Genomic DNA, 13685 nt, shown 5'->3' on the forward strand with positions numbered 1-13685 from the left:
TATGGATATACAACAAGTAAATGAAGCACTAATAAAATTAGAACCAGGATTACATAAGTATAAAGTTATAATGGAACAGTTAAATTCAACGGACGTCTCTAAAGATCAAGAGTTTCAAAAACTATTTAATGGATTCTATCGCATAAGACAGAGAAAGCAAGAGTTTTATCAAGCATACTATTTAATATTAGAAGAGTCAAAAGGTAAAAGTTGCTCATTTGGAGAAATTCTTGAAAAGATATATAATGAGACAGGGAGATTTGAGGCATCTTTTAGTAGTAAATTATTTGCAACAGTAGCACCTCATAAACCAGTTTGGGACTCGTTTGTACTACAAAATTTAGGCTTAAAAGCACCTTATACAAATGATAAAAGAAGGATGGAGAAAATAATTATTCTATATGATGAAATTAGTAAGTGGTATGAAGAATTCTTACATACACAAGAAGCAAAAGAAATTCTAAGTCTATTCAATGATAAATACCCTAACGCTAATATTACAGACGTAAAAAAGGTTGATTTAATTCTTTGGCAAATAAGATAATACATGAGAAGAGTGTTTTAGTTAGTTATAGATAGTTTTAATTAGTTTCTACGACTACGACGTTAAATTATCGTCAAAATCCAAAAATAAAGCTACTTAGTCAAAAATCAAGAAGCTATAGCTATTGATAATCAGGGGTAGAGCCTTCGCTAAATAAAATCTATATGACAATTCAGCAGATTTCCTAAACAGTGCACCGAAGGTTCGAACCCTATCAGTTGCAATGAATAAAGCGTTACAATTACTTGGTTTTCAAGGGTTGTAACGCTTTTTGTTTTGCGATGAATTATGAAGAGAGTTTTTATTAGTCGTTGTCTCTACAATGTCAAAAGGGCCACCTAAATAAATGTAGAGAATCAATGGAGCAGAACTCTATTAGTAGTGTCTAAGGTTTTTAGAAAATTTCAGGATAGGATAGAAGTATTATTAGAAAATTATTTATTAAAATCTAGAAAAACATTATGATTAGTTGTAACGAAAGATATTTATGGAGCACGTCTTCGGCAATTTGCTATGTATCCAACCTGCATTCATGTTATATAATTCTATTGTAAGATAAATTAGGATTTGAGAAGGAGTTTTATATGAAAAATTATTCACAAGAAGAATTACAAAATGCATTAAAAGTTGTATCTTCAACCATCAGTAGATGTGAAAAGATACAGCCAAAATTTAAAGAAGGTACATCGCAGTTTTCCCTTTTGAGAAATAGAATTAAAGCGTTGAAAATTTCTAAATGTCTAATAGAAAAGGATGAAAGCATGCAGGTATATACCAAAGATGAGCTAGAAAAGGCATTGCCACCTGTCATTTCAATTATTAATAAAACGGAAAAAGCTCAGAGTAAGTATGATGAGGGAACGACTCAGTTTAAGCGATTTTCACCAATCATAAGTGTAATGTATATTTCTAAGGCACTGATCGAAAAAGAAATCGCTCAAAGAGATCAATCATAAGCACTCTATTAAAGGTGGAAGGATGATTTCAGAATAAAAATTAAGAAAAGCAAAAAGGCTATATCCATTGATAGAAACAGAGCGTTAGTGAGAGGAGGGAAGTAAATCTTGCTCATCACCTGAAACGAGAGGAAAGAATGAGAATAGGATTTCTTTCAAGATCTCTTGGTATGACTATATGGGCTATTTTGAAAATAAATTGAAGCATTTACAGCCCGAGAATTGAGAAAAGAGAAATAATTAGAGGATAACTTGTAACATCTAATTGTCCTACGCTATAATTAATAAAGCCTATAAAGATAAGATTTGATATCAATGGAGCTAATGGTTTGCAGATAGGGTTCAACCAGCATATAATGTAGTGACAGTAAGGGTTATATTCACTATTAGATTGATTTTATTATAAAGAAGAATAAGAAAACATAGATTGATTCATCGGAGGTATATAAGCTAATGAAGGAGCAAGAATATGAATAAAAATTCAATAATAAAAAAAGTAGTAGTGGCAGTAACAATCCCTCTTTTGCTACAGGTAATTTTGTTTATAGTAATGATTTTAGGTACAGGAATGATACCAGCCATGAAGGAGAATCGAATTAACAGTTTTAGAGAGAGTGGGAATGATAAACATAGGTATATTCAAGATCAAATGTTACAAAATTGGAGTAGTATAAATAGGGAAACAAAAAATATTAATAGGCGTATATTAAATAAACTTGAGGAGAAAGGATTATCCACAAGTGAATTAAATCGTAACGTTGATTTATCAAACGAAATATTAACATATATTTCAAAACATATCTTAAATTTAGCCACAGAAAGTTACACAACGGATACTTTTATCGTATTCGATACAAAAGAAGAAGGGCAAGAAAATTCAACGTTTGCCAAGAAAGAAGGCATTTATATTAAGGATACTGATCCAACAGTTAAATCAGAAAACAATTCAGACTTATATTTAGAAAGAGGCCCCATAAACATTGTTAATACTTTAGGAATAAAGACGAATAGCCAGTGGGAAAGCCAATACAAGTTTACTGAAGAGGATTCTAATAATGATTTTTTCTATAAGCCAATGAATGAAGCGAGAAAAGGGAACGGTATAGAAAGTGAAGATTTAGGATACTGGGGTAAGCCCTCTATAATCACTCATGAGAATAATAAAGTTATCACATATTCTATTCCCCTCCTAAACCATAAAGGAGATCCATATGGTGTATTAGGTATAGGGATTGACTCCCATTATATTAATAATATTTTTGAGGATGATGAAAATAATCAACCTAATACGTATAGTATAGTGGTGGAAAAGAGTGGATTATATGAAAGCAATACGAATAGAGATAAAGGAATATTCGATAAATATAAAAATATAGAAACGAAAGCAACGAAAGTTTCTGATAATATTTATAAGTTAACAAATGAGATAGAAAAAAAGAAGGAAGTTTATATTTTTAAAAAAGAACTTAATCTTTATAAGGGACATAATAGAGTTTCAGATGAAAAATGGTATGTAGTATCCTCAATAGGAGAGGATGAGCTATTCTTGCATCTATATAGAAATAAAAATTGCTTTCTGCTCATTACATTCATTTCGAGTTTAGTATCTATAGGAATAGCTTATATCATAGCAAGAAATGTAACAAAGCCAATAAGATGTTTAGCAGAAAAAGTTAAACAAAGTAATCCAAGGGAACCCTTGAAACTAGAAAAAATAAATATATCCGAGATAGATGATTTATCTTTAGCCATTACAAGTTTAAGTGAAAATGTAGCCTATGAATCCTCAAAGTTAGATAAAATTATAAATACTTTAAACATGCCTATTGGTGCATTTAAGCATAAGAAAAATGAAAAAGAAGTATATTGCACGAGTAGATTTTTTCATATATTAGGAATAGGAGGAGTACATGAAAAAGCGGAGTATATAGACCTAGAAAGTTTTCAAGTAATCCTTGCAGAAGTTATGAAAAATAAATACGAGAAAGAAGAAGATGTATATATCATTAAGAAAGAAAATCAGGAAGATAGATGGATTAAGTTAACCATTCAAGAAGAAGAGATTGGCACATTGGGTGTTATTACAGATGTAACTCAAGATATTTTAGAAAAGATGAAAATAGAATACGATAGGGACCATGATAGTCTTACCCAACTTTTAAATAGAAGGGCATTTAGAAGAATAGTCACAGAGAAGCTTAAGTCTAAGGATATTGGCCTTGCTGCAGCGATTATGTGGGATTTAGATAACCTTAAATTTGTAAATGACACCTATGGCCATGAATATGGAGATAAGTATATTAGCCAAGCTGCTAGTATACTTAAAAAACTAGAGGGATCCAATGCAGTCGTTGCAAGAATATCAGGAGATGAATTTTTAGTGTTCATGTATGACTATAATAGTAAATCTGAAATAATAGATAGGGTAAGAGAAATACAGAATACGATGAAGAATACCATTTTTGATTTACCTTACTCTTATAATCAGATTAAAATAAGAGCATCTGCAGGTATTGCATGGTACCCTGATGACACAGATCAGTATGATGATTTAGTGAAATATGCAGATTTTGCTATGTATAAAATAAAGCATACCATAAAAGGAAGTATAGCGGAATTTGATAAAAAAGAATATGATGACAAAGCCTTTTTAATTAACAAGAAAGAAGATCTAAATAAGCTGATAGAAGAAGAACTTATCTATTATGTATTTCATCCGATAGTAGATGCACATAATGGAGAAGTATATGCTTATGAAATGCTTATGCGTTCTAAGCTAGAGAGTTTGAGAAGTCTGTATCAAATATTAGCTATTGCAGCTTCGGAATCAAAGTTATATGAAATGGAAAGACTGACATGGTTTAAAGGATTTGAAGCAGTAGAAGGTCAAAAGGAAGCGTTGGGAGATACAAAGATATTTATTAATTCTTTGCCTAACTATGTACTGTGTGAGGAAGATCTCAATGAGCTTATAGATAAATATGGAATATATTTTACTCGAGTCGTTGTAGAATTGCTTGAAAATGAACAAGCTGATTCAACTCATATATTAGAAAAGAGAAAGCAAATTGAAAAATGTAATATGAAAATGGCCATAGATGATTTTGGCTCAGGATATAACAATGGTAAGCGATTAATTAGAAGGTGTCCAAAAATAAAAATCGTACAATTAGAGTTGGAGCATTTCACTCTAGTTGTACGATTTATTATTTGCAGTTATTTTGAATCTCTGGTGCCCAAGGCATTAGTTCCTCTAGTTCTTCAGGATTATTTTTGTAATCAACATCCGGCATATATTGTAATAAATATTGGAGATACTTATAAACATTAAGTCCATTGGCTTTCGCTGTTTCTACAAGACTGTATACTGTTGCACTTGCAGCAGCACCTTTAGTACTAGCAGAGAATTCCCAGTTCTTTCGGCCAACTGTAAAGGGTCTGATACTATTCTCAGCTAGATTGTTCGAAATAGAACATCTACCATCTAGTAAATAGGTCTCCATATATTTCTGTTGATTTTTAGCATAAGTTACAGCTTTTCCAAGTCTTGATCCATTTAAGGGTTGGAGTGAATGAATCCAACACCAAAAAGCCTCTAAAACTGGTTTTTCCAATTCAAGGCGTGCCTTTTTACGTTCTGCTGGAGATAAATCGGTCAACTTTCTTTCTATCTCAAATAGTTTATTACAGTAATCTCTACCAATCTCACCATTAGAAAGTTTACCATCTTTAGAAGGAGTGGTAGGAATGGCTTCTACAAAATATCGTCTTAGGTGAGCCCAACAGCCACAGCGCTTAATAGCTTGTACTTTTTCATACCCATTATAACCATCGGTATGTAGGTACCCTTCAAAGCCCGCCAGGTAGTTTTTAGGATTTTCTCCTGATCTAGATGATTGATAATCATATAAGACAATAGGTGCTTTCCCATCATTACCTGTGCGATACAGCCACATGTAAGAGTCAGTTGTTGCTTTCTTATCGGGTTCATTTAATACTTGTACTGTGGTTTCATCAGCATGTAACACTTCACGTTTAAGAAGTTCTTTGTGCAATGCTTTTGTAATCGGTACAAGCCAATCTTGGGCACAACGAATAACCCAGTTGGCAAGTGTTGCACGACTAAGTTTAATTCCGTATTGTTCCCATTCTTTTTCTTGTCTATATAGTGGCATTGCATTGACATATTTCTGATACATAACATGAGCTACAGATGAAGGTGATGCAAGACTATGTCTCATGACTGGTGATGGCGTAGCTGCTTTAGAAATAACAGCATAGCCATCTTCTTTACATGTAGGACACTCATACGCATAACGTATATATCGAATAAGTTTTACTTGAGCTGGAATGAATTGAATCTCTTCACGAACTTGTTCTTTGCCTATAGGTTTAAGCCCTGTATTGCACCAAGGACAATTTTTCTCATCCTCATGTAGTGTACAAGGTACTTCAATGATTTCTAAGTTTTTTGTTAATACTTCACGCGTTGTTTTACCTTTTTTACGTTCATATCCAGCAACATCTTTATAGGTTGGTTCTGGAGCGTTTGAATCAGAATAAACCTCAGCTTCGTCAAAAAGACCAAGTTGCCCTTGTACATCAATCTTAGTTTTTTCACTCGATTGTCCAAAGAGTTTCTGAGTCAGATAATGAACTGTTTCTGTTAAATTTTCTATTTGTGAAGTTAGAGATTCAACTGTATTTTCAAGTTGTTTAATATATTCTTCTTGTGTCATTATGGTATAAAGCTCCCTATAAGTATTACAATGATTATACCATGTTTCGACAATAATTTCTACTTAAATGTACCTCTAAACCCTTTATTTACAAAGGTTTTAGAGGTACTATACATCTCGTTGTGATACCTTTTTAAGAGCCTTTGGTTGATCTATTGAAAGACCTTCCATAAGCCATCTGAACTCTTGCCAAGTAATATCTCTAACTTCTTCTTTAGAACGGGGCCATTGAAATCTACCACCTTCTAGACGTTTATACATAAGTACAAATCCATCTTGTTCCCAATGGATTGCTTTTAACCGATCTCCTCGTCTACCACAAAATAAGAAGAGACTATTATCAAAAGGGTTTAAATCATAGGTATCTTTAATAATCGCAACAAGTCCATCGATTGATTTTCTCATATCTGTATAACCGCACACAATAAAGATGGATTGTACGTTTGAGATATTACCTAACATAAATGCCGTAGTGCATTGATGGTATGTGTTATAGTGGCTTCGTCTGCACCGGATTGAATCTCTAAAGCTATACCTTCTAACTTGATGATAATAGCTGTAGAGGGAGAGGTTTCATGAAGTTTAGGAAGATGTGTATCATTTATTACACGAAGTGGTACAACGTCTTGTTTTACAGGAATAGAATGATCGTAATGACCTAAGGGTATTTCTGTAGCCTCCATACGAAGTTTGTTGATCCAATAGTATAGAGAGCTCGGTGCAATACCATTCTCTTTACACCATCTCGTATCAGGAAGACCACTTTTACGACACTCCATAATACGTGATGTCCAAAGATTTATTTTTTCTTGACTGGTCTTTCTCAATAAGAGTACCTCCTTATTTCAAATAGAGTTAGAGTAAAAGACTCCAAAACAATGAATGTCTTGGAGTAATTATCTCATTAATAAGGAAGTATGGAAATATACTCAGTTATTAACCGCTTACTAACAATGAAACCATATTATTAGAAACTATGCCAGACTTTGTAAAGATTGATAAGGAAATTATAAAAGACATACACAAAGATCTAAATAGACAAGATATTATAAAAAATCTTATTGCTTATACAAGAAAAAGAGACATCAAAGTAATAGCAGAAGGAATAGAAACAAAAGAAGAATTAGAAAAGCTAATAGAGCTTAGAGTAGATTATGTGCAAGGCTATTATCTAAATAAACCTGAAGCTAAGCCATCTCAAATAAGGAAAGATTTGGTTCAAGAAATATTAGATCTAAATAAGAAATATAAAAGATAATAAAATCAATGACACTTTATTTACTTATGATATAGATTTTCTATATCATAAGTAAATAATTTAAAATTCGGGTATAGAAAAGATAGGATTGACTAAAACTAAAAAAGAGCGTATAATCTTAAGTATATACAATAAACATTTATAGATTTCACATGTAATTAGAAATGATATAGAGCGATGCGTATATGATTTGTAATTACGTGTGAATTTTTTTGTTTAATGCATATGCAAAAAATTCATAATTAGGAGGTACCATAAATGACAGGTACAGTTAAATGGTTTAACGCAGAAAAAGGTTTTGGTTTTATTCAAAGAGATAATGGAAGTGATGTATTCGTACACTTCTCAGCTATCCAAGGTGATGGTTTTAAAACACTTGAAGAAGGACAAAAAGTAAACTTTGATATGACAAAAGGTGCTCGTGGAGAACAAGCAGAGAACGTTACAAGAGCATAATGGAGTGACTAGCAGGTAGGACAGTAGTTCTGCCTGTTTTTTTATAATCCAATCAAAACTGTTGGAGGTGAAGGGATGTTTGAAATTGGTGAAATCGTTTTTTGTCCTTTAAGAGGAAGCGGTGTGATTGAAGCCATAGAAAGAAGGACGATGCTTGGTGAAACAAGGGAATATGTTATTATACAGATGAAAGAGCCAGGCCTTGTGATCATGATTCCTACAGAAAGAATTGATCAATCTGGTTTTAGAAAAGTAAATAATCAAGAAGAAGCTGATAAAGTACAGGCTATTTTATATAAGAAAGAAGTAGAACTTGATTATTCTGTTGATGCGAGACAAAGGACGAAGCAAAATCAAGAGAAGCTTTCGTCTGGTTCTTTTATCAGCTGCAGTGAAGTTGTTAGAGATCTAACTTGTATGGAGTATACTAAATCACTTAGTAGCATTGAACGAACTATTTTAATGAAGGCAAGAAGACTTCTACTAGATGAGTTGTCCATCATCAAGCATATCTCTCTGGAAGAAGCGGAGTGTATTGTAAATAAATTGTTAGAAAGAGAGTAGGAGTATTTCCAGAAACTTCGTTTGATAGGATAGATACCGTTTTAGTAAATGAGAGTTGTTATCAAAATTATTGACAGATGGCTGTGAATAAGCTATTATATCCTTAAATGATAAGAATTATCAAAAAGGCGAGGTGGAAATATGTCTGAGGAATTACTTGTAACCCATTGTGCACCAACTCTAGCAGGGATGAAAACGGGAAGTCTTTTTAATTGCAAGTGTGAATCGCTTTGCTGTATTAAAGCAGCTATTAAGGAATGGAATAGTATTTTGAATTGTAAAGGGGTTTATATGTCCCTTTTGACAGTTATGAAAGATCGAGCATTAATTTATGTTTTTAGACCTGAAAAATTAGCAAAGGACATAGGCGTAGAAGAAGTTCAAAGTTTTTTAAAAGAACAAGGTTATAGGAATTGTTATCCGGATGCTTGTATTAAGAGGCTTAGTGAGAGGTTACGAAGATATGAAACCTTTCCACATGAGATTGGGATATTTTTAGGTTATCCTATTGAAGATGTAAAAGGCTTCATTGAAAATAAAGGACAGAATTGTAAATGTATAGGATATTGGAAAGTTTATAATAATGAGAAAGAAGCTGAAAAGACTTTTCAAAAATACAAAAAATGTACAATGATATATCGTAAAAAATTAAAAGAAGGTCGTAGTATTGAAAAGCTTGTTGTGCAGCTCTAAGATGAGTAAAGACATAGATTTCAGAAGAAGATAAATCCTATTAAAAGCGCTTGATGGAGGAAAACTATACCTCTATCAAGTGCTTTTTGCATAAAGTGGTTAAGCGTTCTATACTTTATTAAAGAGAGAAACACATTGGAGGAGAAAGATGATCTATATATCAGATTTATTAGAAGAAAGTCAAATGATAGAAATACTGGAGCAATATGATGTAGGAATAGAAATCATACATTTTAGTATTTCAGATGTACTCGATAATGCCCAGACAGAACTTAAAAAATATGAAAAGCGTCTAGGAAGATTTCTAAAAGAGAGGGAACTCTCTCTGCATGGCCCTTTCTTTGACTTATCGCCAGCCAGTTTTGATTCACAAATTAAGAGGGTAACGATGGAGCGTTTTGAAACGGCCTATGAAATAGCCAAGCAGTTGGGGGCAAAGAGAATTGTGTACCATACAGGTTTTATTCCGATTACTTATTATATAGAGGGCTGGCTAGGCAATTCCATTGCATTTTGGAAAGCATTTATGAGCGATAAAGATGAAAGTATCAAAGTCCATCTTGAAAATGTTTATGAGGAAGCATACTGGCCTATGGCAAAAGTCATTGATGAAGTAGGGCATAAGGCCTTTACAGCATGTTTAGATGTAGGCCATGTGAATGCTTATTCTTCTAAGTCTATAGATGAATGGGTAAATGGTTTAGGTAGCCGCATCGGGCATGTCCATATTCATAATAATGATGGAAATAAAGATTTGCATCATGCAGTGCATAAGGGGACTCTTAATATGCAAACCACTTTAGAGCATATTAGACAGGTAGCGCCAAAGTCTACAGGAACCTTAGAGATAGCAGATAAAAATCAGCTTATAGACTCCTTAAACTGGATGAAGGAAAGGCATAACTTTTAGTTTTGGCTAATAGGATAGAAAACAAAGGAGAAAAAAGGAGGTTCATATGGTAGATTGTTTTGAAAAGTATCATCCTGTGGTCAACTTCGTATACTTTTTTGCTGTCATTATTTTTGCGATGTTTTTCTTACATCCTGTTTACATGGCTTTATCACTAAGTGGGGCCTGCATTTATTCTATTATGCTAAATAGGAAAAAGGCGCTGAAGTTTAAGCTAGTTTATATGCTACCGAGTATGTTAGTTCTAGATTGCGTGAATCCCCTCTTTAATCATGAGGGTATGACCATTTTGTTTTATCTTAAAGACGGCAATCCTTTTACGCTAGAAAGCATCATCTATGGCATTGTATCGGCTACTATGATTATTAACGTCATTATTTGGTTTTCCTGTCATAACCAGATTATGTCTTCGGACAAAATCATGTACCTATTTGGTAAGGTCATTCCAGCTTCTTCGTTGATTTTTTCCATGGTTCTACGCTTTGTACCCTTGTATAAAGCAAGGATTAAAACGATTTCCAATGCGCAAAAGTGTATAGGGAATGATGTGTCCCAGGGGAATGTCCTAAGGCGTGCAAGAAATGGTCTTAAAATCCTATCCATTATGGTGACCTGGTCTTTAGAAAGCAGTATTGAAACAGCAGATAGTATGAAGGCAAGAGGATATGGGCTTAAAGGTCGTACAGCTTTTTCAATTTACAAGATGACTTTGAAGGATAAAGTGGTAATAGGTCTATTGGCTATCCTTATAGCGCTTGTCGCTATGGGTGCTTGTAGTGGACTGATCTATGTGAATTATTTTCCACGTATTCAGTTTACACCTGTTACAGTTTGGAGCAACTTCGTTTTTATCAGTTATTTTTTGTTATGCTATATGCCTATTTTCCTAAATATTTATGATGAAATCATGTGGCGAATAAGCAAGCAAAGTGTTTAGTAAGGAGGGGAGAGATGGCTTTATTCGAACTAAAGGATTTTAGTTTTAAATATCCATTTGGAGAAGATTATGCCTTAAAACGTATAAATCTAACGATAGAAAAGGGGGAATTTATAACCATTTGTGGGGATTCTGGAAGTGGTAAGACTACCTTGATGCGGCAACTTAAACCTGTTTTAGCACCTCATGGGGAGAAAGAGGGGGAAATTCTGTATGAGGAGCGGGATATAAATAGACTAGATTTAAGAGAGCAGGCTTCTAAAATAGGTTATGTCCTTCAAAATCCAGATAATCAAATTGTGACGGATAAAGTGTGGCATGAATTAGCTTTTGGCCTGGAGAGTTTGGGGTACGATGCGGCAGAAATTCGGTTAAAAGTGGGAGAGATGGCTAGTTTCTTTGGTATACAGCACTGGTTTCATAAGAAGGTGATAGAACTTTCAGGTGGGCAGAAGCAGCTTCTGAATTTAGCCTCTATTATGGCGATGCAGCCAGAAGTGATTATTCTGGATGAACCCACTTCACAACTTGACCCAGTAGGGGCTATAAACTTTTTAGATACCATTAAGAAAATTAATAGAGACTTAGGTATTACCATCTTAATAGCAGAGCACAGATTAGAAGAAATCTTGCCTATGAGTGATCGTATATTTGTTATAGATGGCGGTAAGCTGCTGATAGATGCTACGCCAACGCAAGCTGGTAGGTTGTTAAAAGAGATGAATCATCCTATGTTTTATGCCATGCCATCGTCTATGCAAATTGTAAGTCATATGGTGCAAGATGAATATCCTCTTACCATTAGAGAGGGAAGACAGAGTATAGAGCGCTATTTTAAAAATAAAGAAATCAGGGTGCCAAGGCTTGAAAAAAGTCATAAGCCTGCATCTGATAAGAAAGCTATAGAATTTAAACACGTTTACTTTAAGTATGAAAAAGAAGGGCCAGATATTATTAGTGATCTTTCCTTCTCTGTAAACGAAGGAGAGTTTTATGGTCTACTAGGCGGCAATGGAACAGGTAAGACCACTACTTTAAATTTAGTAGGAGGTATGCTAAAACCTCATCATGGTAAGATCAATCTAGCTAAAAAACGTATTGTCACTTTACCTCAAAATCCACAGGCACTTTTTGTCAAGAAGACTGTATTAGAAGACCTTAGGGATATAGCAAAGGATAAAGATGCTATTGATAGGGTAACAAAGCTTACCCATATGGCGTATCTTTTAAAGGCACATCCTTATGATTTAAGCGGTGGTGAGCAGCAAAGGTTAGCTTTAGCCAAGATTCTTTTGTTAGAACCACAGATTTTACTTTTAGATGAGCCTACTAAAGGGATGGATGCTTATTTTAAAAGGCAACTCGCACAGATTTTAAGAGAACTTACAAGTAAAGGGGTCACTATTTTAATGGTATCCCATGACATTGAGTTCTGTGCCCAGTATGTAGATCGGTGCGGTATGTTCTTTAACGGCGATTTAATTAGCGAGGCGCCAAGTAATATCTTTTTTAGCAGAAATAGCTTTTATACCACAAGTAGTAATCGTATGTCTAGGTTTGTATTTGAAAATGGCGTAACAATAAAGGATGTTATCACATTATGGGAAAAGAACAAGGCGTAAAACGCTTATCTAAAAGAACGCTGGTTGAAGCTTTTTTTATTTTACTGATTATTCCCCTGACTATTTTTTGGGGACTTACAGTGCTAGATGACAGAAAGTATTACTTTATAAGCATGCTTATTATTTTTTATACGATGCTCCCTTTTTTTATGGTGTTTGAGGGGCGTAAGCCTAAGGCAAGAGAGCTTATGGTTATTGCTGTTTTAGTTGCTATTGCAGTGGCAGGCAGATGGGCATTTTTTATGTTGCCTCAGTTTAAGCCTGTTGTAGCTATTGTGATTATTGCAGGCGTATGTCTTGGAGCAGAGTCAGGTTTTCTAGTAGGTGCTATGTCGGGATTTGTGTCTAACTTTTTATTTGGGCAGGGCCCTTGGACGCCATGGCAAATGTTTTCTTTTGGTATTATTGGTTTTTTAGCAGGGATTTTGTTTAAAAAAGGACTGCTTAAGAAGAACGGTTGGATTTATCTCTATCTATGTGTATTTGGTGGACTGTCAACCTTACTTATTTATGGACCTCTTATGAATACACAATCTATGCTTGCCGCAACAGGTCAGTTTACATTAGAACTTCTTATAATCTATTGTTTATCAGGGCTTCCTTTTGACCTTATTCATGCATTCGCTACAGTTTTTTTCTTGCTTATTTTGTCAAAGCCTATGATTGAGAAAATAGAACGTGTCAAAATCAAATATGGATTAATAGAATAATTTTTCAAATTAAGACATCATAAACTTGTCTACTTAATATACTGTTATAGAATTCAATCATATAAGTTATTTGGTCAGCTATAGGTAATGTCCTGTTAGCTGATAATAGGGAAGCTGGTGAGAATCCAGCACAACTTCCATTACTGTATGTGATTACAAGGCTTTCATAACCATTGAAGACTTAGGTCTTTGAGAAGGGAAAGCTGAGGCTAAATCATAAAGTCAGGAGACCTGCCAAGTAATTTTAAACTTATGCCTCTGGGACAGGGAGGAATATAAGAAAAGCGCGCGCTATA

The 13685-nt window shown here is 34.0% G+C and carries 13 protein-coding genes, 1 pseudogene and 1 riboswitch; of the genes and pseudogenes, 11 read left to right on the forward strand and 3 right to left on the reverse strand.

Annotated features, from left to right (window positions below; translation table 11 throughout):
* Window position 1: 1 nt before the first annotated feature.
* From ACLTBU_RS09565 to ACLTBU_RS09575, 3 genes and pseudogenes are all read left to right on the forward strand, one after another.
* Window positions 2–544, forward strand: a complete 543-nt coding sequence (locus ACLTBU_RS09565; RefSeq protein WP_412218690.1) for a hypothetical protein — start codon at window positions 2–4, stop codon at window positions 542–544.
* Between the two features lie 584 nt (window positions 545–1128).
* Window positions 1129–1500, forward strand: a complete 372-nt coding sequence (locus ACLTBU_RS09570) for a hypothetical protein (RefSeq protein WP_412218691.1) — start codon at window positions 1129–1131, stop codon at window positions 1498–1500.
* Window positions 1501–3613: 2113 nt separating this feature from the next.
* Window positions 3614–4630 (forward strand): annotated as a pseudogene (locus tag ACLTBU_RS09575) (diguanylate cyclase domain-containing protein); the annotation flags it as partial.
* A gap of 76 nt (window positions 4631–4706) precedes the next feature.
* Here the strand turns inward: ACLTBU_RS09575 and tnpC are convergent.
* The 3 genes from tnpC to tnpA all read right to left on the reverse strand — a co-directional run bounded on the left by tnpC (window position 4707) and on the right by tnpA (window position 7066).
* Window positions 4707–6239 (reverse strand): IS66 family transposase, encoded by a 1533-nt coding sequence (tnpC, locus tag ACLTBU_RS09580; protein ID WP_412218692.1) that lies wholly within the window; start codon window positions 6237–6239, stop codon window positions 4707–4709.
* Between the two features lie 108 nt (window positions 6240–6347).
* Window positions 6348–6701: an IS66 family insertion sequence element accessory protein TnpB gene (gene tnpB, locus ACLTBU_RS09585; RefSeq protein ID WP_320651289.1), complete on the reverse strand. Its 354-nt coding sequence runs from the start codon at window positions 6699–6701 to the stop codon at window positions 6348–6350.
* Window positions 6695–7066, reverse strand: coding sequence for an IS66 family insertion sequence element accessory protein TnpA (gene tnpA, locus ACLTBU_RS09590; protein WP_320651288.1), 372 nt, complete (start codon window positions 7064–7066; stop codon window positions 6695–6697). The genes tnpB and tnpA overlap by 7 nt, the downstream gene beginning before the upstream one ends.
* 149 nt (window positions 7067–7215) lie before the next feature.
* On the opposite strand from tnpA, the gene ACLTBU_RS09595 reads away from it, so the two are divergent.
* From ACLTBU_RS09595 to ACLTBU_RS09630, 8 genes are all read left to right on the forward strand, one after another.
* Window positions 7216–7497: an EAL domain-containing protein gene (locus ACLTBU_RS09595; RefSeq protein WP_412218693.1), complete on the forward strand. Its 282-nt coding sequence runs from the start codon at window positions 7216–7218 to the stop codon at window positions 7495–7497.
* Between the two features lie 258 nt (window positions 7498–7755).
* Window positions 7756–7953 carry a cold shock domain-containing protein gene (locus ACLTBU_RS09600; RefSeq protein WP_177669087.1) on the forward strand — a complete coding sequence of 66 codons (198 nt, stop codon included), beginning with the start codon at window positions 7756–7758 and terminating at the stop codon, window positions 7951–7953.
* A 75-nt stretch (window positions 7954–8028) separates the two neighbouring features.
* Window positions 8029–8517, forward strand: coding sequence for a CarD family transcriptional regulator (locus tag ACLTBU_RS09605; RefSeq protein WP_412218694.1), 489 nt, complete (start codon window positions 8029–8031; stop codon window positions 8515–8517).
* A gap of 141 nt (window positions 8518–8658) precedes the next feature.
* The gene (locus ACLTBU_RS09610) at window positions 8659–9210 is read left to right on the forward strand and encodes a DUF3793 family protein (protein WP_412218695.1); all 552 of its coding nucleotides are present in this window, start codon (window positions 8659–8661) and stop codon (window positions 9208–9210) included.
* Window positions 9211–9358: 148 nt separating this feature from the next.
* Window positions 9359–10120: a sugar phosphate isomerase/epimerase family protein gene (locus ACLTBU_RS09615; protein ID WP_412218696.1), complete on the forward strand. Its 762-nt coding sequence runs from the start codon at window positions 9359–9361 to the stop codon at window positions 10118–10120.
* 46 nt (window positions 10121–10166) lie between these two features.
* Window positions 10167–11057 carry an energy-coupling factor transporter transmembrane component T gene (locus ACLTBU_RS09620; protein ID WP_412218697.1) on the forward strand — a complete coding sequence of 297 codons (891 nt, stop codon included), beginning with the start codon at window positions 10167–10169 and terminating at the stop codon, window positions 11055–11057.
* A gap of 14 nt (window positions 11058–11071) precedes the next feature.
* Window positions 11072–12679: an ABC transporter ATP-binding protein gene (locus tag ACLTBU_RS09625; RefSeq protein WP_412218698.1), complete on the forward strand. Its 1608-nt coding sequence runs from the start codon at window positions 11072–11074 to the stop codon at window positions 12677–12679.
* Window positions 12658–13389 carry an ECF transporter S component gene (locus ACLTBU_RS09630; protein WP_249333976.1) on the forward strand — a complete coding sequence of 244 codons (732 nt, stop codon included), beginning with the start codon at window positions 12658–12660 and terminating at the stop codon, window positions 13387–13389. The genes ACLTBU_RS09625 and ACLTBU_RS09630 overlap by 22 nt, the downstream gene beginning before the upstream one ends.
* Window positions 13390–13443: 54 nt before the next feature.
* A riboswitch (cobalamin riboswitch) is annotated at window positions 13444–13643 on the forward strand.
* Window positions 13644–13685: the final 42 nt, after the last annotated feature.

Source organism: Zhenhengia sp., from assembly GCF_046966505.1.
Taxonomy (GTDB): Bacteria; Bacillota; Clostridia; order Lachnospirales; family Cellulosilyticaceae; genus Zhenhengia; species Zhenhengia yiwuensis.